This is a genomic window from Acidovorax sp. CCYZU-2555 (assembly GCF_018413525.1).
Taxonomy (GTDB): Bacteria; Pseudomonadota; Gammaproteobacteria; order Burkholderiales; family Burkholderiaceae_C; genus Comamonas.
This window is the reverse complement of sequence record NZ_JAHCDD010000070.1, coordinates 1-17,621: the sequence shown is the minus strand read 5'-3', so window position 1 is coordinate 17,621 and position 17,621 is coordinate 1. Positions and strand designations below refer to the sequence as shown.

Annotated in this window: 22 protein-coding genes; 8 read left to right on the top strand and 14 right to left on the bottom strand. The window is 67.5% G+C overall.

What is annotated here, in order from left to right; all coding sequences use genetic code 11:
* The first annotated feature begins 1 nt into the window (after position 1).
* The gene (locus KHY18_RS20980; protein ID WP_349630322.1) at positions 2–991 is read left to right on the top strand and encodes a Bug family tripartite tricarboxylate transporter substrate binding protein; all 990 of its coding nucleotides are present in this window, start codon (positions 2–4) and stop codon (positions 989–991) included.
* 21 nt (positions 992–1,012) lie between these two features.
* Here the strand turns inward: KHY18_RS20980 and KHY18_RS20975 are convergent, their stop codons facing one another.
* The 3 genes from KHY18_RS20975 to KHY18_RS20965 all read right to left on the bottom strand — a co-directional run bounded on the left by KHY18_RS20975 (position 1,013) and on the right by KHY18_RS20965 (position 3,401).
* Positions 1,013–1,927, bottom strand: a complete 915-nt coding sequence (locus tag KHY18_RS20975; protein WP_213304400.1) for a DMT family transporter — start codon at positions 1,925–1,927, stop codon at positions 1,013–1,015.
* A gap of 119 nt (positions 1,928–2,046) precedes the next feature.
* On the bottom strand, positions 2,047–2,991 hold the full coding sequence (locus KHY18_RS20970; RefSeq protein WP_502769373.1) for a 2-hydroxyacid dehydrogenase: 945 nt from the start codon (positions 2,989–2,991) through the stop codon (positions 2,047–2,049).
* Positions 2,988–3,401, bottom strand: a complete 414-nt coding sequence (locus KHY18_RS20965; RefSeq protein WP_213304397.1) for a VOC family protein — start codon at positions 3,399–3,401, stop codon at positions 2,988–2,990. Before KHY18_RS20965 ends, KHY18_RS20970 begins: the two co-directional genes overlap by 4 nt.
* A gap of 119 nt (positions 3,402–3,520) precedes the next feature.
* Here KHY18_RS20965 and KHY18_RS20960 point away from each other — a divergent pair, with 119 nt between their 5' ends.
* From KHY18_RS20960 to KHY18_RS20940, 5 genes are all read left to right on the top strand, one after another.
* On the top strand, positions 3,521–4,414 hold the full coding sequence (locus tag KHY18_RS20960; protein WP_213304394.1) for a LysR family transcriptional regulator: 894 nt from the start codon (positions 3,521–3,523) through the stop codon (positions 4,412–4,414).
* A gap of 40 nt (positions 4,415–4,454) precedes the next feature.
* Positions 4,455–4,883, top strand: a complete 429-nt coding sequence (locus KHY18_RS20955) for a YciI family protein (protein ID WP_213304391.1) — start codon at positions 4,455–4,457, stop codon at positions 4,881–4,883.
* Positions 4,884–4,998: 115 nt separating this feature from the next.
* Entirely contained in the window at positions 4,999–5,595 is a 597-nt protein-coding gene (locus KHY18_RS20950) for a hypothetical protein (protein WP_213304388.1), read from the top strand.
* Complete coding sequence (locus KHY18_RS20945; protein WP_213304385.1) at positions 5,579–6,079, top strand: hypothetical protein; 501 nt, start codon at positions 5,579–5,581, stop codon at positions 6,077–6,079. The genes KHY18_RS20950 and KHY18_RS20945 overlap by 17 nt, the downstream gene beginning before the upstream one ends.
* 129 nt (positions 6,080–6,208) lie before the next feature.
* A complete protein-coding gene (locus tag KHY18_RS20940; protein WP_213304382.1) occupies positions 6,209–6,760 on the top strand; it encodes a flavin reductase family protein in 552 nt (183 codons plus the stop codon).
* Between the two features lie 88 nt (positions 6,761–6,848).
* Here KHY18_RS20940 and KHY18_RS20935 read toward each other — a convergent pair whose 3' ends face one another.
* From KHY18_RS20935 to KHY18_RS20905, 7 genes are all read right to left on the bottom strand, one after another.
* On the bottom strand, positions 6,849–7,433 hold the full coding sequence (locus tag KHY18_RS20935) for a flavin reductase family protein (RefSeq protein ID WP_213304378.1): 585 nt from the start codon (positions 7,431–7,433) through the stop codon (positions 6,849–6,851).
* 11 nt (positions 7,434–7,444) lie between these two features.
* Positions 7,445–7,813, bottom strand: a complete 369-nt coding sequence (locus tag KHY18_RS20930) for a hypothetical protein (RefSeq protein ID WP_249729270.1) — start codon at positions 7,811–7,813, stop codon at positions 7,445–7,447.
* Positions 7,810–8,445 (bottom strand): Rossmann-fold NAD(P)-binding domain-containing protein, encoded by a 636-nt coding sequence (locus KHY18_RS20925; RefSeq protein ID WP_213304376.1) that lies wholly within the window; start codon positions 8,443–8,445, stop codon positions 7,810–7,812. Before KHY18_RS20925 ends, KHY18_RS20930 begins: the two co-directional genes overlap by 4 nt.
* A gap of 86 nt (positions 8,446–8,531) precedes the next feature.
* Positions 8,532–9,632 (bottom strand): alkene reductase, encoded by a 1,101-nt coding sequence (locus tag KHY18_RS20920; RefSeq protein WP_213304374.1) that lies wholly within the window; start codon positions 9,630–9,632, stop codon positions 8,532–8,534.
* Between the two features lie 45 nt (positions 9,633–9,677).
* Positions 9,678–10,259: a TetR/AcrR family transcriptional regulator gene (locus KHY18_RS20915; RefSeq protein WP_213304372.1), complete on the bottom strand. Its 582-nt coding sequence runs from the start codon at positions 10,257–10,259 to the stop codon at positions 9,678–9,680.
* An 81-nt stretch (positions 10,260–10,340) separates the two neighbouring features.
* Positions 10,341–11,321, bottom strand: a complete 981-nt coding sequence (locus tag KHY18_RS20910) for an alpha/beta hydrolase (protein ID WP_213304370.1) — start codon at positions 11,319–11,321, stop codon at positions 10,341–10,343.
* Positions 11,318–12,301: a Bug family tripartite tricarboxylate transporter substrate binding protein gene (locus KHY18_RS20905; protein WP_213304368.1), complete on the bottom strand. Its 984-nt coding sequence runs from the start codon at positions 12,299–12,301 to the stop codon at positions 11,318–11,320. Before KHY18_RS20905 ends, KHY18_RS20910 begins: the two co-directional genes overlap by 4 nt.
* A 97-nt stretch (positions 12,302–12,398) precedes the next feature.
* On the opposite strand from KHY18_RS20905, the gene KHY18_RS20900 reads away from it, so the two are divergent.
* Positions 12,399–13,358 (top strand): LysR family transcriptional regulator, encoded by a 960-nt coding sequence (locus tag KHY18_RS20900; protein WP_213304365.1) that lies wholly within the window; start codon positions 12,399–12,401, stop codon positions 13,356–13,358.
* 27 nt (positions 13,359–13,385) lie between these two features.
* Complete coding sequence (locus tag KHY18_RS20895; RefSeq protein ID WP_213304362.1) at positions 13,386–14,312, top strand: LysR family transcriptional regulator; 927 nt, start codon at positions 13,386–13,388, stop codon at positions 14,310–14,312.
* Here KHY18_RS20895 and KHY18_RS20890 read toward each other — a convergent pair.
* From KHY18_RS20890 to KHY18_RS20875, 4 genes are all read right to left on the bottom strand, one after another.
* Positions 14,303–15,298 carry a D-2-hydroxyacid dehydrogenase gene (locus KHY18_RS20890; protein WP_213304359.1) on the bottom strand — a complete coding sequence of 332 codons (996 nt, stop codon included), beginning with the start codon at positions 15,296–15,298 and terminating at the stop codon, positions 14,303–14,305. The genes KHY18_RS20895 and KHY18_RS20890 overlap by 10 nt on opposite strands.
* Positions 15,299–15,311: 13 nt before the next feature.
* Positions 15,312–16,325: a Bug family tripartite tricarboxylate transporter substrate binding protein gene (locus KHY18_RS20885; RefSeq protein ID WP_502769372.1), complete on the bottom strand. Its 1,014-nt coding sequence runs from the start codon at positions 16,323–16,325 to the stop codon at positions 15,312–15,314.
* A 144-nt stretch (positions 16,326–16,469) separates the two neighbouring features.
* The gene (locus tag KHY18_RS20880) at positions 16,470–17,264 is read right to left on the bottom strand and encodes a class II aldolase/adducin family protein (RefSeq protein WP_213304356.1); all 795 of its coding nucleotides are present in this window, start codon (positions 17,262–17,264) and stop codon (positions 16,470–16,472) included.
* Positions 17,265–17,403: 139 nt separating this feature from the next.
* Positions 17,404–17,621: substrate-binding domain-containing protein (locus KHY18_RS20875; RefSeq protein ID WP_213304352.1), on the bottom strand; the 218-nt coding region annotated here is incomplete at its 5' end.

Genomic DNA, 17,621 nt, shown 5'->3' with positions numbered 1-17,621 from the left:
CGTGACGCTTCTCAGCCGCCGCCGCATCAGCCAATTCATCGCCCTTGCGCCCCTTGGGCCCCTTACGGCCCTGCCTTTTGCCGCGCTGGCGCAAAACTTCCCCAGCAAGCCGATCACGCTCGTCGTGCCGTACGCGCCCGGCGGCGGTGTGGACATCGTGTCGCGCATCGTCGCCCAGGAGCTGGGCGGCGCGCTGGGCCAGACCGTCATCGTCGACAACAAGCCCGGTGCCTCGACCAATATCGGCATGGCGGCCGTGGCCAAGGCGCCGGCCGACGGCTATACGCTGCTCACGGCCTCGCCCACGCTGGCGAGCAATGGCGCACTGTTCAAGAAGCTCGCCTTCAATCCCGCCGAGGATTTCACGGCGATAGGCAAGATTGGCTACGCGCCCCTGGTCATCGTGGTGCCCGCGAACTCGCCGTTCAAATCGCTCAAGGAGCTGATAGACGCCAGCAAAAAGGAAAAGAGCGACTTGTCGTATGGCTCGGCCGGCAACGGCAGCTCGGGCCATCTGGCCAGCGAACTGCTGATCCAGGAAACCGGGCTCAAGGCGATCCACATCCCGTACAAGGGCGGCAGCCCGGCGATCACCGACCTGATAGGCGGCCGGGTCTCGTTCATGTCCATCAATCCGCTGGAAGTGATTTCGCATATCCAGTCGGGCGCGCTGCGCGCGCTGGCCGTCTATGGCAGCAAGCCCACGGAGACGCTGCCCGCGCTGCCCACGACCCAGTCGCTGGGCTGGCCCAAGCTCGACGCCACGGTCTGGTGGGGCCTGGTCGGCCCGCGCAACATGCCGCCCGAGCTGGTGCAGCGCCTCAACGCCGAACTGCAAAAAGTGCTGGCGCGCAAGGAGGTGCAGGACAAGCTCGCCACGCGCGGCGCCATCGTCGACACGGGCTCGGCGCAGAAGTTCGCCGACTTCAGCAAGGCCGAAATCGTCAAGTGGGGCAAGGTCATCAAGGACGCCGGCATTCTGGCCGACTGATTTGCGCGCCCGGCGCGCGCATCACGGCGTGGCGGTGCTGCGTGCCAGGCGGCGCGGCCGCAGTTCGCTGGTGATGATGCCGGCGACAATGAACACCGCGCCCAGCAGCGCCGTGGCCGGCAGGCGGTCGCCCGCGATGCGGCCTATGATGCCGGCCCAGATCGGGTCGGTGGCGTAGATCAAGGTGGCCTTGGTCGGCGACACCGACTGCTGGGCCCAGTTCATGGTCAGATGGATCAAGGCGCTGACCAGGCCCAGCCCGACGGCGCTCAAGGTGAGCACCCAGGAGAATGCGGGAATGTGTTCGCCGATCAGCGGCATGGCCGCAAACGCGCACAGTCCCGCGACCAGCAGCTGGATGGCCGTGACGCGCAGGAAGTCGACCTTGCCCGCGTATTTGCCGATCAGCAGGATTTCGAGCGCAATCACGATGGCGCCCAGAATGGTGGCGGCTTCGCCTATGCCCAGCGCGAACAGCTGGGCATTGCCCGGGTTGCTGACCAGCAGCAGGCCGATGAAGGCCAGGCCTATGCCCAGCCAGGCCATGGGATGGGGCGTGCGCCCCGTGAGCAGCCACTGCAGCAGCGGCACGGCCGGCACATAGAGCGCCGTGAGAAACGCCGACTTGCTGGCCTCTATGCTTTGCAAGCCGTGGCCCAGCAGCGCGTAGGCCACGCAGATCGAGGCGCCGATCGCGCCGCCGGCCAGCAATTCACCCAGTGTGACGCCGGCCATGCGGCGGTGAAAGATCAGCATCGTCGCCAGCCCCGCGACCACAAAGCGCAGGCCGACAAAGAACAGCGGCCCGCTGTGGGCCATGGCCGCATGCATCACGACAAACGTGCCGCCCCACAGCACGGTGACCGCGAGCAGCGCCGCTTCCTGGCGCGAAAAATGGCGGAAAAAGGCGTTCCGCGGCCAGAGGGTGAGCAGCATAGTGGGCGCGATTGTAGGTGCGGCCGAATGCTTGATCGCGCCCTCGCTGGCGGTATCCTGGCGCCGGCCGGGGCCAATCCCCGGCGCCGGTTGCTGGCGGCGCCGCCGGGCCGCGTTTTTCAGTAGCGCCGCTGCTTGTCGACGACCACCGGCAAGGCGCCCGTGGCGCGGTAGCGGCCCACATTCGCCGCGACAATCGCCGCCGCCGTGCCGCGGTCGGTCGGCCCCGAGATATGCGGCAGCACGGTCACCTGCGGGTGCTGCCATTGCCATTGCGCCGCGGGCAGGGGCTCTTCACGGAACACATCGAGCACGGCGTGTGCGAGCTGACCCGAGTCCAGCGCCGCGCGCAAGGCCTGGTCATCGATGATGGCGCCGCGCGCGAAGTTGATCAGCGAAGCGCCGGGCTTGAGATGGGCCAGCGTGGGCGCATCGAGCATGTCCCGGGTCTGGGGCGTGAGCGGCAGCAGGCACACCAGGATGTCGGCGCCGGCCAGCAGCGCGGGCAATTCTTCATCGCCGGCAAAACACTGCACGCCCGGCACGGCCCTGCGGCTGCGGCTCCAGCCCGATACCTGAAAGCCCGCGGCCAGCAGCCTGGCGGCGCTGGCCAGGCCCAGTTCGCCCAGGCCCAGCAGCGCCACGGTCTTTTCCTGCGGCCGCACATAGTCGTGCTCCAGCCATTGGCCCGCGGCCTGCTGGCGCGCGTAGCGCGGCATGTCGCGGTGCAGATAGAGCGTCCAGGCCAGCACGGCTTCGGCCATGGTCTGGGCCAGCTGCGGGTCCACGAGGCGCACGATCTCCACCGGGCTGTGCTGCAGATCTTCGACCAGCCGCTCCACGCCGGCCCAGACGCTGTGCACCCATTTCAGTTGCGCCAGCGTCGCGAGATCGCGCGTATCGGGGTTGGCGACGATGGCGAAGTCACAGGCCGCGCGCGCGTGGTCGTCCAGCGACTCGAGCGCCACGATGCGCTCTAGCGGCATCGCGGCCTGCAGCGCCGCGCGCCAGGCTTCGGCAAACGCATAGCCGGGCGCGCAGATGAAAGGGATCGCGGGAATCACTGCGCGTAGACCTTGTCGAGGTCTCGGAAGCCCTTGACTTCGATCGGGTTGCCGCACTGGTCCAGAAAGAACATCGTCGCCTGTTCGCCGGGCTCGCCTTCGAAACGGATATGGGGCTTGAGCACGAATTCCATCTTCTGTTCCGTGAGGCGCGCGGCCAGCGCCTGCCAGTCGTCCATGGCCATGATCATTCCCAGATGCGGCATGGGCACCAGGTGATCGCCGACATGGCCGGTGTTGGTCACGGGAAACGGCTCGCCCAGGTGCAGCGAGATCTGATGGCCGAAGAAGTCGAAATCGACCCAGGTGTCGGTGCTGCGGCCTTCCTGGCAGCCGAGCATGGTGCCGTAGAAGGCGCGGGCCTTGTCGAGGTCACGGACGTGGTAGGCGAGATGGAAGCTGGTGCGCATGGGGAAAAATCAATCTTTGCGTGGGGCCCGCGCTCGCGGGAATCTGTATGCCGCCGAGCTTAACGGGCATACTCCAAAAGACATAGCCAATATTATTTGGCGAAGCAAAAGGATTTGTTTTGGAGATCCGTTATCTCAAGAGCCTGATCGCCGTGGTCGACAGCGGCTCCATCGCCGAGGCCGCGCGCAACGAGCACCTCACGGCCGCGGCCATAGGCCAGCGCGTGCAGGTGCTCGAGCGCGAACTGGGCTTTGCTCTGCTGTCACGCAGCGGCCACAGCGCCCAGCCCACCCGGGCCTGCACTTTGCTGCTGCCGCGTGCGCGCCGCCTGGTGCGCGAGGCCGCGCTGCTGCAAGGCGATGCGAGCGTCGACGGCCTGCGCGGCACTTTGCGCATAGGCGCGGTCTCGACCGTGCTCACGGGGCTGTTGCCGCGCGCCCTGCGCGCCTTCAGCCAGGCCGCGCCCGAAGCCAAGGCCCAGATCATTCCCGGCACCTCGCGCGAACTGTTTCGCCTGTTGCAGGCCGGTGAGATCGACGCCGCGCTGATCGTCGAGCCGCCTTTCGCGCTGCCCAGGACGATGCGCGCCGTGCATCTGCGCAAGGAGCCGCTGGTGCTGCTCGCGCCCCCGGGCGCCGATGCCAGCCGCCCCGCGGCGCTGCTTTGCGAGCTGCCCTATATCCGCTACGACCCCAACGCCTGGGGCGGGCGCCATGCCGCGGCCTGGCTCGCCGACCAGGGCATTGCGCCGGCGGTGCTGTGCGATCTCGACGCGCTCGAAGCGATTGCCATGCTGGTGGCCGACGGCATGGGCGTGAGCCTGGTGCCGCAATGGATGGGCATTGAACGTTTTGCGGGCGAGTGCCTGAGCATTCCGATGCCGGGCGCGGCCTATGCGCGGCAGATGGTGATGGTCAGTGCAGTGGATGCGGATTGCGCGCAGATGGTGAGCGTGCTCGAAGCGGCACTGGTCGGCGACAGGGGTTTGGCGCCAGGAGCGTCGCCGCGCTAAAGTGGCGGCGGGTCGTTCCAATCAGCGTGAGGAGATCAACATGCGTTTCATGGTGATGGTCAAGGCAACGAAAGACAGCGAAGCCGGCGTGATGCCGACCCAGCAAGAGTTCGCGGCGATGGGGGCCTTCAACGAGGAACTCGTCAAGGCGGGCGTGATGGAGGCCGGCGAAGGCCTGCACCCCAGCTCGCGCGGTGCGCGCGTGGCGTTCTCGGGCCCGCAGCGCACGGTGATCGACGGGCCGTTTGCCGCGACTGGCGAACTGGTGGCGGGCTTCTGGATCTGGAACTGCGCCTCGCTGCAGGACGCCGTCGAATGGGTCAAGAAATGCCCCAATCCCATGCGCAGCGATTCGGAGATCGAGATCCGGCAGATCTTTGGGCCCGAGGATTTCGGCGCGGCGCTGACGCCCGAGCTGCGCGAACAGGAAGAGCGCCAGCGCCAGGAAATCCAGTCACGCGCGCGCTGAATGCCAGCGCAGCCGGGCGCCGGTGCGAAGCGCGCCACAACGCCGGCTGCTGCAGACCGCAAGCTTGATCTTTCATCCTTTGGCGCGCGATGATGCGTGTTCCAAGGAGCGATTGATGTCTTCCCTGTCCTGGCGGCACGCCGCCTTGTCGGCCTTGCTGTTGACCCATGCGGCCGTGCATTCGCACTGCGCGGCAACTGCGCCCGTCACCGGCCTGGGCGCGTGCATCGATGCGATGGCCGCGCATTCCGCGCGCATCACGCGGCAGGTCAACAGCCTGGGCTACCGCCTGCATTACGGCGCCGCGAGCTATACCGATCACGAGCTCAGGAGAATCTACATCCAGGCCTACGACTGCGGCCAGGTCGAGACCGTGGGCCTGAACGCGCGTGCTTCCCTGTTGGCGCATGAACTGGGCCATGCCGAGTACGGCGTTCGCCAGGACACCGCGTCGCGCAGCGCCTACATCCAGTCCTGGTGCGACGCCGAAGGCCATGCCGTGGTCAACAACATCCATGCGCGTGCCGAAACGCTGGAGTGCACAGGCCACAGCGTGGACATCGGCCTGGCCGCTTCCAATGCCGCCGAGCTGCTGCGCCTGGGCACCGACCGGCGCCGTATCGGCGCGGCCTTTTGCGACAGCAACTTCACCTCGACCACACGGCAGAACTACCGCGACTACTACGGAGCCTACTATGACGCGCATTACTGATGCCTTGCCGCGCTGGGCGCGGGTGCTGGCGCTGGCGCTGCATGCATTGCCGGCCGCGGCCGCTCCCGCGCCCGAGGCGCTGTGGCAACTGATAGGCAAGCTGGCGGCTGCGAGCACGCAAGGCGGCCAGGCGGTGCTGGGCCAATGGCCGGGCAGGTCTTTTTCCTTGACCAGCGCTGGCGATATCAGCAGCGCGCCGGTCGTGCTGGGGCCCAATCTGCAAAGCGCGATTGCCGAAGTGCGACTGGCCGAGGGCGACACCGTGCAGCTGATGGTGCTCGAGCTGCAAGGCAGCTGCATCACGCCGGCCGACATTGCTGCGCGCTATGCGCAGGTAAGCAACGCCGATTTTCCCCAGCCGAACAACCCCGATCCGGTCAGCTACCGGCGCGTGGAGATCGATGGCGTTCGGGTGTCGTTCGGGTTTCGCGGCGCGCTGCCTGGCTGCCTCACGCATGTGGTGTTCAATCCGCAAGCGCATTGAGCGCAGGCGGCGTGGCTTCCTACGCACGCACGCGGCAAGCTTGCGGACACTGGATGCGAAAGGATTTCACACGATGCTTCCCTGCGCAGCCACCTCCACACAGCCGCCCGGCCAGCGACGCCGCTAGCCATGGCCGCAAAGAAGCACGATTTCCCGGTCGCGCAGATACGGCGTTTCCTGGAGCCCGGGCCCGTGGTGCTGGTGTCGTCGAGACACGGCGATCGGACCGACATCATGACCATGGGCTGGCACACGGTCATGGAGTTCTCTCCGTCGCTGGTGGGCTGCGTGATTTCCAGCGCCAACCACAGCTTCGGCCTGGTACGCGAGAGCGGCGAATGCGTGATCAATGTGCCCACCGCGAAGCTCACGGACGTGGCCGCGAAGATAGGCAACAGCTCGGGCGCTGAAGTCGACAAGTTCGCGGCATTCGGCCTCACGGCCGAGCCCGCGCAGTTGGTGAGCGCACCTTTGATTCGCGAATGCCATGCGAGCTTCGAATGCCGGCTGTTCGACGACGCGCTGGTCGAACGCTACAACTTCTTCGTGTTCGAAGTCGTCAAGGCGCATGTCGCGCGCTCGCCCAAACATCCGCAGACCCTGCACTACACCGGCGACGGTGTCTTCATGCTGGCCGGCAAGACCGTGCGCCGCAAAGCCTTGTTCACCAAGGTCAGCTGAGCCAGGGTCCTGTTCGCACGGGACTTGTCTGAGTCCGCTGGCTCCAGAAACCGTTCGCACTGAGCTTGTCGAAGTGCCGGTATCTGCCCTAGGGCGCGCCTTCCTGCACCGGCAGCGCCTCTCCGGTCGCATGGAAATGCCCGCCCGCAATGTAGTGCAGGCTGCGCCAGCAAGGATCGGCCTCATCGAAATGCCAATGGCCATCGCGAAACACCCGCGTATCGGCCCAGGCGCCCACGACTTCGGCTATGAACAGATCGTAGGTCTGCTGGTTGTGCGGCTCGGGGATGAGTTCGCAGGCCAGCCAGGCCGAGCAACCGGCGACAAACGGCAGATCGAAGCCTTCGATGCCGAACAGTTCGACGCCGGTGTCGGCCAGCTTGGCCGGCGTGCTCGCCAGGCTTTGCGTACCGACCGCGCTGGTGAGTTGCAACTGCGCGACCGTGGGCACCTGGATCACGAAGCGGCCGCTGCGCTCCACGAGCGCACGCGTGCGGGTGCTTTTGTCGAGCACCACGGTGAGCTTGGGCGGCGCGAAGTCGAGCGCGCAGGCCCAGGCCGCGGCCATCACGTTGTCCACGCCGTCATGGCGCGCCGAGACCAGCACCGTGGGGCCATGGTTGATGAGGCGGTGCGACTTGGGCAGCGGCACGGCGGCGATATGCGGGTTCATGGGAAAGTCTTTCAAAAGCACGATTGCTGGTTGATGCGCGCGCCCACCGCATACACCTTGCCGGTGGCGGGGTCCAGGTTGAAGACCACATAGCGGCGCTGCGGGCAGATCAGTTCCGCCGATGATTTGTTGCATTGCAGGATGTCGGTCTTGCGTACCACGCCATCCTTTTGCACCGAGCGGTTCCTGTCGGGCTGCTGCTCGCAGGAATAGCCCTTTTGCATGGCAGCGGCCCTGGCTTGTTCGAGCGTGAAACCCACGGCTTGGAGTTCTTCGGCCTCCTTGGCATGGTGTTTCTCGGACACCCGGCTCAGCGCGCAGCCGCCGAGCGCGAATGCGGTCACCAGGAGCAGGCTGACGTGAAGAATGCGTTTTCTCATGCGGTCAGGACCTCGGCGGGAAGAACATGCACGCCGGGGCGCGCCAGCAGCGCGGCGGTCAGCATGGCCTGGGCAATGCGTTGGCCCGGGCACAGGCGCCAGCGCCGGGGCAGCAGCGGGCCCAGCGCCGTGAGCGCGGCGATGGCCGCGCGCTCGGCGGGCCGCCGTTCCTGGCGTTCGCCGCCAATCAAACCGGGGCGCGCATAGGTGAGCGAGTCAAAACCCAGTGGGGCCAGCGCCTCTTCGAGTTCGCCCTTGACGCGGTTGTAGAAAAAGCGCGATTGCGCATCGGCGCCGGTCGCCGAATTGAGTACATAGGTGGGCGTGCCCTGCGCGCGCGCCAGGTGCGCGACGGCCAGCGGATAGTCGTGGTCCACGCGGCGGAACGCGGCCTCCGAGCCCGCGACTTTCATCGTCGTGCCCAGCGCGCAGACCACGGCATCGGCCCGCCACCAGCCGGCGTCTTCGGGCAGCGCGTCATAGTCGACGACGGGCGCCAGCAGTTTGGCGTGCGTCGTGGGCAGCGCGCGGCGCACGGGCGCGGTCACCTGGGTGATGCGCGTGTCGGCCAGCGCCAGGCGCAGCACCTGGCTGCCGACCAGGCCGCTCGCGCCTGCAAGCAAAAGCTTCATTTCAAGTCCTTGCTGAAGTGTCTGGGGTGTGCCGGGCCGGGCCTGGCACCCTGCCATGATGCAACGGCATGGGGCCGTTGCAAGGCTCAGGCCTGCAGCGCGGGCCAGTCGGTATAGCCTTCGGCACCCCGGCCATAGTACGACGCATGCGAGGCCTGGACCAGTTCGGCGCCGCTTTGCAGGCGTTCGACCAGATCGGGGTTGCCGATGAAAGGCCGGCCGAACGCGACCGCGTCGACCAGGCCTTGCGCCCGGCGCTTCACGGCCAGGTCGAGGTCATAGCCGTTGTTGCCGATATAGGCGCCGTCGAACTGCGCGCGCAGCGCGTCGAGGTCGATATGGGCGGGCAGATCGCGCGCGCCACCGGTCGCGCCTTCGACGAAATGCAGGTAGGCGAGCTTGAGCGGGTTGAGTCGCTGAATCAGATGGCCGTAGGTGGCCATGGGGTCGCTGTCGAGCGGCGTATTGCCCACATTGGGCGTGGCGGGCGAAAGGCGTATGCCCACGCGGCCGCTGCCCCAGACCGCGATCACGGCTTCGGTGACTTCGCGCGTGAGGCGGGTGCGGTTCTCGATGGAGCCGCCATAGGCATCGGTGCGCTGGTTGGTCGAGTCGCGCAGGAACTGCTCGAGCAGATAGCAGTTGGCCGAATGCACTTCGACGCCGTCGAAGCCCGCGCGCTGCGCGCATTCGGCAGCGTGGCGGTATTGCGCGATCAGCGCGGGAATTTCATGGGTCTCGAGCGCACGCGGCGTCGAGACTTCGACCACGCCCTGGGCGGTATAGGTCGTGCCTTGGGCCTTGAGCGCCGAGGGGGCGACCGGCGCCTGGCCGTCGGGCTGCAGGTCGACATGCGAGTAGCGGCCCACATGCCACAGCTGGGCGACGATCTTGCCGCCGGCCGCGTGCACTGCATCGGTCACCAGTTTCCAGCCCGCGACCTGCGCTTCGCTCCAGATGCCGGGCGTGGCCGCATAGCCGCGCGCCTGGGGCGAGATGTTGATGGCTTCGCTGATCAGCAGGCCGGCGCTTGCGCGCTGGGCGTAATAGGTGGCATGCATGGCGTTGGGCACGCCGTCTTCGCCCATGCGACTGCGCGTGAGCGGCGCCATTACGATGCGGTTGGCGAGTTGCAGCGCGCCCAGCGTGGCGGGGAAGAACAGATCGGTGTTGGCAGTGTTTTTCATGGCGTGAAGTTGACCAGTCGTCTAGTGAGTGGGTAAAAAAGGGGTTCAGCGCAGCAGTTGCTGTGTGGTGAGGCGCGCGGTTTCGAAAGGCGCGCCATGCTTGTTGACCTTGCCCAGCAGCGAGGCGCCCAGCCACAGTTGGTACAGCGATTCGGCGAGCACGGGCGCGGCCGTGGCGTTGGCGATGGAGCCGTCGGCCTGGCCCTGCACAATGCAGTGCGCGATGCGCGCGATCACCGCGTCCGTGCCCTGGCGCAGCACCAGGCGCATGTCTTCGGAGAGGTCGCAGACTTCGGGGCCCAGCTTGACGACCAAGCATTTGTCCACGGGCAGATCGATGCCCTGGGTCGTGGTCCAGTGCTGAAAATAGGCCATCAGCCGTTGCTTGGCCGTGCCGGCGCCGCCGAGCAGGCCGTCGATCTGGGCCAGATAGGCGCTGAAGTAGTTCTCGAGCAGCGCCTGGCCGAACTCTTCCTTGGACTTGAAGTAGTAATAGAACGAGCCCTTGGGCACGCCCGCCGCGGCCACGACTTCGGCCAGGCCCACGGCCGTATAGCCCTTGCCTGTCATCAGCGCGCGCGCGACTTCGAGGATGTGCTGGCGGGTGTCTTGGGCGGGCTTTTTCATGGAAGTCCTGACTTTAGTGCCAAAACTGACCAGTCGTCTACAAATGCGATTGCGGCCCTGGGCCGCGAAGGGGTTTGGGCGTCAGCCCTTGAGCGTGCGCGCCAGCCAGTCATGGGCCAGATCAGCGATGTCGAGCTGGTTGCGGTCCATCATCAGCATATGCGAGTTGCCGCGCATGCCCAGATCGGGCAGCGACAGAATCTCGACCGACGCATGGCGGCGCGCGAACGCTTCTATGCGCGCGCGCATCGCGGGCCAGCGCGCGTCGCCGTCGATGCGGTCGCCCAGAATGATCAGCGTGGGCACGGCATAGCCCGTGTCTTCGTCCGATGGCGGGGGCACGGCAGCGGGCTCCAGCGCGACGACAGCGCGCACGCGGTCGGGTCGGCGCTGGGCCATGGTCAGGCCGAACATGCCGCCTTGCGAATGGCACACCACGGCGCTGGGCGCGACGCGATTGAGCAGCGCCGCGTAGGCGTCAAGAATCACCGCGTCGGTATGCGCCCAGCGCGGCACCAATTGGCGCGCCAGCGCCTCGAACGCTTCGGCGGGAAACTGGCCTTCGGGAAAAGCCTGGCGCGCGGCATCGGCCAGCGCCACGCCGCCCAGGCCAGGCCCCAAGCGAAAGCGCGCGAACACCGCTTCGGCGGTCTGCGACAGCGGCGCGCCCCACAGATGCTGGGGCGCATAGCCCGCGCGGCCGCGTTCGGCGGCGTCGCACAGATAGGTGTCCCAGCCGCGGCGCACGAAGTAGTGCAGCCAGCCGGGCCGGCCGTCGGGCGTGGTCTCCCAGCAGGCGCCGGTCAGGCCGCCGCCATGCCACAGCTGCAGGGGCGTGGTCTGCGTTGGCGCCTGGGGCAGGAAGTACTGGGCATACATCTGGCCCACCCAGTAGCGGCCGTTGGGGTCCAGCAGCACGGGCTCGCCGCCCGCGGCCAGCACTTCGCGCGTGCTCGGCAGGCCTTGCAATTGCACGGCCTGGCCGCCCACATGGAAGGCGCCCATGTCGCGCAGGCTCAGCGGGCCGCAGCGCCCGGGCCGGGGATCCAAGTCGTGCGTCATTCGGGCTTGATGGCGTTCTTGCGTATCACTTCGGCCCACGACGCCGTCTCGGCGGCCATGAAGCGCTTGAGCGCCGCGGGCGTACCGGGCGCGGCCACCAGGCCCAGTTCCTCCAGGCGCTTGCCCAGCGCCGGGTCCTGCAGCGCCTGGTTGATCGCCTGATTGAGCGTCTTGACCGCGCCCGCGGGCGTTCCGGCCGGTGCCAGCACGCCGAACCAGGGCGTGATCAGGAAGTCGGGCAGGCCGGCTTCGCTGAACGTGGGAACGTCGGGCACGGCCGAGGCGCGCGCCTTGCTCGCCACGGCCAGCGCGCGCAGCTTGCCGGCGCGAATGCTTTGCAGCGATGCGGGCAGGTTGTCGAAGTACATGTCGACCTGGCCGCCGAGCAGGTCGGCAGCGACCTGGCCCGCGCCCTTGTACGGCACATGGGCGATGTCGATGTTGGCACGGTTGCGCAGCAGCACCAGCGCCAGATGCGCCGAGCCGCCCACGCCCGACGAGGCCGCGTTGAGCTTGTCGGGATGGGCCTTGGCGTAGGCGATCAGCTCCTTGAGGCTCTTGGCCGGAACGTTAGGGTGCACGACCAGCACGCTGGGCACGGTGCCCAGCATCGCCACCGGCTCGAAGTCGCGCGCCAGATCGAAAGGCGCGGGCGAGTACAGCGACGGCGAGACCGCGCAGCTGAACGCGCAGACCAGCAACGTATAGCCGTCGGCCGGCGACTTGGTGACCGACTGCGCGCCGATGTTGCCGCCCGCGCCCGCGCGGTTCTCGACCAGCACCGGCTGGCCCAGCGACTTGCCCACATGCTCGCCGATGATGCGGCTCAGGATGTCGGGCGTGCCGCCGGGCGGAAAGGGCACGACCAGCCGTATCGGCTTGGCGGGGTAGTTCTGGGCGGCGGCGGGCAGGGCGGCGAACGCCAGCAGCGAAGCCAGCGCGGCGCAGGACAGCTGCCGCAGAAAGCGGGGAAGGGCCATTTTTTTGTCTCCGTTATTCAAGCAAGGCCTGACTGTAGAAGCGCCGGCACCCACGCGTCCAATCATGATTTGCCAAGTTGGCCATATCATTTCGGGTATGGACGAAGAATTTTCGGCGCTGCGGCGCCTGGACCTGAACCTGCTGCTGACGTTCGACACGCTGATGGCCACGCGCAGCGCCACGCAGACCGCGCACGCCTTGCACAAGACCCAGCCCGGCGTGAGCCGCGATCTGGCCAAGCTGCGCCATGCGCTGGGCGATGCGCTGCTGGTCGCGGTGCGCGGGCGCTTTGTGCCCACCGAGCGCGCGCTGGCGCTGCATGCGGCCGTGCGTCCCGCCTTGCTGAGCCTGGGCCAGGCGCTCACGGTCGCCGAGTCCTTCGATCCCGCCCAGGCCGAAGGCGTGGTCGACATAGGCATAGCCGCGCATTTCGAACTGCTGCTCGCCGGCCCGCTGCTGCAGCGCCTGGCGCAGCGCGCGCCGCGTGTCGTGCCCAAGCTGCACCCCGTGCATGGCGAATTCGATCCCGCCGATCTGGACGCCGAGCGCCAGGACATCGCCATCGGCCTGTTCGCCGAAGTGCCCGCGCGCTTCAGCGAAAAGCCGCTGTTCAGCGACGAGCGCGTGGCGGTGATGGGGCCGCAGCACCCGCTGGCCGGGCGCAGGCAGCTGTCGCTGGACGACCTGGAGAACATACGCTGGTTCGCCTATACGCAGATGCACGGCCGGCGCACCAACTTCGATCGCGCGCTCAAGGGCACGCAGCGGCGCATGCAGTTCGCGGCCTATATTTCGGGCTTCGGCAACAGCCCGCATGTGCTGATGGAAAGCGACTACGCGACGACCATGCCGGCGTTTGCCGCAGCGCTGCACCGGCGCCACTTTCCGCTGGTCACCTGCCGCCTGCCCGCACCGCTGCGCGAAATCACCTTCCGCATGGCCTGGCCCAGGCGCCAGGACGCGTCGGAGCTGCACCGCTGGGTGCGCGCCGAAATCAGCCAGCTGGTCGCCGGCCACATCGAAAGCGGCCTGCTCAAGCCGCCGCCGCGCGCCTGACGCAAGCTTCACACTAGGACACACGCCATGGAAATCAGGCAACTGCGCTACTTCATCAAGATCTGCGAGCTCGGCAGCATGGGCCGCGCGGCGATCGAACTCGATGTGGTCACGTCGGCGCTGAGCCAGCAGATCAGCCGGCTCGAAAGCGAGCTGTCGACGCGGCTGCTGCAGCGCTCGCCCGCGGGCGTGATTCCCACCGAAGCCGGCACGGCCTTCATGCACCACGCCCAGCTCGCGCTGCGCAATATCGACAACGCCGCCCAGGCCGCCAAACACGCGCGGCTCAGCGGCCAGGTGAGCGTGGGCTTTGCGCCGACCACGGCCTCGGTGCTGGGCCTGCCGTTTCAGAAAGTGATGCGCGAGCGCTACCCCGACATCCGCCTGCACCTGGTCGAAGCGCTGTCGGGCAATCTCGCGGGCATGCTCAACGCGCGGCGCATCGATCTGGGCATCATCTTCAAGGCCGACGCCCACCGCCACTGGCATACGTCGCCGCTGCTGGAGGAAAAGCTGTTTCTCGTCGCCTCGCCGGCGATGAAAGGCCTGTCGCCCAGGGACAGGGTGTCGCTGTCCGAGCTGGCCGATGTGCCGCTGGTGCTGCCCAGCGCGCCGCATGGCCTGCGCGCGCTGGTGGACGCGGGCTTCATGCGCGCGAATGTGATTCCCGATATCGCGCTCGAAGTCGACGGCCTGGCGATGCTGATGGACACCGTGATGGACGGCTGCGCGGCCTCGATACAGCCCGGCGCCGCGACCACGCGCCATGCGAGCGCGGGCCTGCTGCACATGGAGATCGCCGACGAAGGCATGGCGCGCCAGAACCTGCTGGCCAGCCTGTCCGACGAAGACCTGTCGCCCGCGGGCCTGGCGGCGCGCGTGGTCATTGCCGAAGTCGTGCGCGCGACGGTGCGCGAAGGGCGCTGGAAAGGCGCCCAGCTCCATCAGCCCTGAGCGCTCGCGCCCTGCGGGGCCTGCAACCGGCCCTGGGCATAGCGCCGCAGATTGGCCAGAAAGATGTTCACCACGCGCTGGGCATTGCCGGCCGAGAAGCCCGCGCTGTGCGGCGTGGCCAGCACCTGGGGCAGGGCCCACAGCGGCGAGTCCTGGGCCAGCGGCTCATGGGCAAACACATCGAGATAGGCGCCGGCCAGATGTCCGCCTTGCAGCGCGGCGATCAGCGCGGCTTCATCGACCACATCGCCGCGCGCCACATTGATCAGGCCCGCGCCCGCGGGCAGGGCGCGCAGCGCGGTGGCGTCGATCAGATGGTGGGTGCGCGGCGTCAGCGGGCAGGCGAGCACCAGCCAGTCGCTGCGCGGCAGCAGCTGGGCGATGTCTTCGTAGGCGCAGCAGGCAAAGCCCTGGGCCGTGGGCGCGGCGCTGCTGCGCACCACCTGGATCTGCAGTCCCACGGCCTGCAGAATGCGGGCGATCGCCTGGCCGATCTCGCCCCAGCCGACGATGGTCGCGGTCTGGCCGAGGATGTCGGGCGGCAACGGCCGGTGAATCAGCGGCGACCATTCGCCGCGGCGCTGGGCCGCGATCAGTTCGGGAAACCGCCGGCCCAGCGCCAGCAGTCCCGCGACCGCGGTCTGCGCCACCACCTCGGCATTGCTGCCCGCCGAGGTGCTGAGCATGACGCCCTTTTGCTGCAGCTGCAGGTAGATCCTGCGGTCCATTCCCGCCGAGTGCACCTGCACCCAGCGCAGATCCGGGGCCGCCTCCATCGCATCGTAGAAGCGCTGGGTCTCGGCAAAGACCTCGTGCTTGGTCGACAGGCCGGTGACATCGCGCGAGACAAAGGCGATTTGCGCGTCGCGCGCCGCGCTGTCTTCCGGCGTAACCAGCACATGGGATCGGCCTTCGAGCGCCTGGGCAATGGCCGCGCCATGCTGGGCGCGCGCCGCCGCCGAGACAAGAATGCAAAGGGGAGTCATGCGAAGTCTTCCATCAATCGACCGAGGCGCCCGAGTCCTTGACGATCTTCTGCCACTTGACGAACTCGCGCTGCGTCATGCGCGCGAACTGGTCGGCCGTGCCGCCCACGGGGTCCGCGCCTTCGCGCACCATCTGGTCGTTGAGCTGGGGCAGTATGGCGTTGACTTCCTTGTTGATCAGCTGCACCACCTCGGGCGACACGCCCTTGGGCGCGAAGAAGCCGAACCACGAGCCGGCCTCGAAGCCCGGCACGCGGCTGGACACCGTGGGCACCTTGGGCAGGGCGCGCGACGGCTGGCTGCTCGAAACGGCGAGTGCCTTGAGCTTGCCCGCATGGATATGCGAGACCACCGAAGGAATGGTCGCGAACATGAACTGCAGCCGGCCCGCGAGCAGGTCGTTGAGCGCGTTCGCGCCCTTGTACGGAATGTGCAGGGCCTCGACGCCCAGGTTCTGCATCAACATGAAGCTCGACAGATGCGACGAGGTGCCCACGCCCGTGGAGCCGTAGTTGAAGTCGGCCGGGCGCGTCTTCGCATAGGCGAGGAATTCGTCGAAGGTATTGGCCGGCACCGACGGGTGGACCACCAGCACATTGGGCACATCGGCGATCTGCACGATGGGCACGAGGTCCTTGAGCGGGTCGTAGCCCATCTTCTTGTAGAGCGACTGGTTGACCGAGATGGGCCCTACCGAGTTGACGATCAGCGTATAGCCATCGGGCGCGGCGCGCACCACCGACTCCGTGCCGATGTTGCCGCCGCCGCCCGGGCGGTTCTCGATGATGAACGACTGGCCCAGCTTTTCGCCCAGCTTTTGCGAGACGCTGCGCGCCAGCAGATCGGTGGTGCCGCCCGCGGTGAAGGCGACGATGATCTTCACCGGCTTGGCGGGATAGGCCGCGGTCTGTGCCTGCACGGCCAGCGGCAAGGCCAGGGCCAGTCCCATACCGGTGCAAAGCGCGCGGCGCAAGGCGCGCTGGGGCGGGGGGCGAACGCCGGCGGCGTGATCGGATGCGAATTTCATGGGTTTGTCTCCTTGTTGTCAATTTTTCTGGCGTGCGCGTGGGAGCGCAGCGCGGCCGCGGCAATGCAGCGGCTCAGCAGGCATGCATAGGCAGGCTCCTGTTGTGGGTTGGGGCAGCGGGCCTGGCGCCCGCATGCGCCGGCTTCAGAGCCGGTAGCTCGGGTCCATGCGGTCCAGCTTGCGCAGCAGCGCCGGCCATTCCATGAGGCCGTAGGGGCGGCGCGTTCCGGGCTGGTAGTTGTTCCAGGTCTCCTCGAGCACCGCGGGCGCGACGGCGACGAACGGCGTATTGCAGGCCATGGCCGCGAGCTGGGCGCGGCAGGCGAGTTCGAGTCTGTGCATCCAGTTGAACGCTTCACCCACCGAGCGGCCCACGGTCATCGCGCCGTGGTTGCGCAGAATCAGCGCCTCGCCCTGGCCCAGGTCGCGGATGATGGATGCCTGCTCGTCGAGATTGAGCACCACGCCCTGGTAGTCGTGGTAGCCGATCTTCAGAAAGCGCATCGCGGTCTGCGTCAGCGGCAGCAGCCCGCATTCCAGCGACGAGACCGCCATCGACGCCCAGCTGTGGGTGTGGATCACGCAGTCGACTTCGGGGCGCGCGCCATGCACCGCGCTGTGGATCACATAGCCGGCCTTGTTGACGCCATAGTTCAGCGCGCCGAAGTCGGGCGTGGACAGCACGTTGCCGTCATGGTCGACCTTGATCAGGCTGGAGGCCGTGATCTCTTCGTACATCATTCCGTAGGCGTTGATCAGGAAGGCCCCGTCTTCGCCCGGAACGCGCGCGGAAATGTGATTGGCCATCATGTCGGCCATGCCGTAATGCTCGACCAGGCGGTAGCAGGCCGCAAGGTCTACGCGCGCCTGCCACTCGGCGGGCGAGCAGCGCTCGCGCATCGAGGGGATGTTCAACGGCTTGAAATCGGGGGAAGTCATCGGGGTCTCCTGTCGTTTTGTCATTGCATGCCTGGGGCTGCAGCGCCGGTGAAGGCGTGTGAGGACTGTAGACAGGGACCCGCCGCGCGGCCAGTCTTGGAATCGCACCCCCTCTTCACTTTGCGTGAAGAGCAGGGTTTCAGTTGTGGCGCGCGGCCCGCGCCGTGGGGGCCAGCGTGCTGGCGCGCGCGATCACTTCAAAGCCCACGTCCTGCGCGGCCGCGACGCTGTCGCCGCGCATGCGTGCGATGAGCGCTGCCGCGCCCAGGCGGCCGATATAGGCGCCGTCGACTTTCACCGTCGACAGCGCGGGAATCGCATCGGCGGCCAGCGCCTGATCGCCAAAGCCCAGCACGC

Bases quoted from the DNA above. Each gene is read 5' to 3' on its own strand.
- KHY18_RS20910 (WP_213304370.1), bottom strand. From the start codon at position 11,321: ATGACGCACGACTTGGATCCCCGGCCCGGGCGCTGCGGCCCGCTGAGC.
- KHY18_RS20905 (WP_213304368.1), bottom strand. From the start codon at position 12,301: ATGGCCCTTCCCCGCTTTCTGCGGCAGCTGTCCTGCGCCGCGCTGGCT.
- KHY18_RS20915 (WP_213304372.1), bottom strand. From the start codon at position 10,259: ATGAAAAAGCCCGCCCAAGACACCCGCCAGCACATCCTCGAAGTCGCG.
- KHY18_RS20895 (WP_213304362.1), top strand. From the start codon at position 13,386: ATGGAAATCAGGCAACTGCGCTACTTCATCAAGATCTGCGAGCTCGGC.
- KHY18_RS20975 (WP_213304400.1), bottom strand. From the start codon at position 1,927: ATGCTGCTCACCCTCTGGCCGCGGAACGCCTTTTTCCGCCATTTTTCG.
- KHY18_RS20890 (WP_213304359.1), bottom strand. From the start codon at position 15,298: ATGACTCCCCTTTGCATTCTTGTCTCGGCGGCGGCGCGCGCCCAGCAT.
- KHY18_RS20935 (WP_213304378.1), bottom strand. From the start codon at position 7,433: ATGAACCCGCATATCGCCGCCGTGCCGCTGCCCAAGTCGCACCGCCTC.
- KHY18_RS20955 (WP_213304391.1), top strand. From the start codon at position 4,455: ATGCGTTTCATGGTGATGGTCAAGGCAACGAAAGACAGCGAAGCCGGC.
- KHY18_RS20940 (WP_213304382.1), top strand. From the start codon at position 6,209: ATGGCCGCAAAGAAGCACGATTTCCCGGTCGCGCAGATACGGCGTTTC.
- KHY18_RS20950 (WP_213304388.1), top strand. From the start codon at position 4,999: ATGTCTTCCCTGTCCTGGCGGCACGCCGCCTTGTCGGCCTTGCTGTTG.
- KHY18_RS20920 (WP_213304374.1), bottom strand. From the start codon at position 9,632: ATGAAAAACACTGCCAACACCGATCTGTTCTTCCCCGCCACGCTGGGC.
- KHY18_RS20930 (WP_249729270.1), bottom strand. From the start codon at position 7,813: ATGAGAAAACGCATTCTTCACGTCAGCCTGCTCCTGGTGACCGCATTC.
- KHY18_RS20880 (WP_213304356.1), bottom strand. From the start codon at position 17,264: ATGACTTCCCCCGATTTCAAGCCGTTGAACATCCCCTCGATGCGCGAG.
- KHY18_RS20900 (WP_213304365.1), top strand. From the start codon at position 12,399: ATGGACGAAGAATTTTCGGCGCTGCGGCGCCTGGACCTGAACCTGCTG.
- KHY18_RS20885 (WP_502769372.1), bottom strand. From the start codon at position 16,325: ATGAAATTCGCATCCGATCACGCCGCCGGCGTTCGCCCCCCGCCCCAG.
- KHY18_RS20945 (WP_213304385.1), top strand. From the start codon at position 5,579: ATGACGCGCATTACTGATGCCTTGCCGCGCTGGGCGCGGGTGCTGGCG.
- KHY18_RS20965 (WP_213304397.1), bottom strand. From the start codon at position 3,401: ATGCGCACCAGCTTCCATCTCGCCTACCACGTCCGTGACCTCGACAAG.
- KHY18_RS20925 (WP_213304376.1), bottom strand. From the start codon at position 8,445: ATGAAGCTTTTGCTTGCAGGCGCGAGCGGCCTGGTCGGCAGCCAGGTG.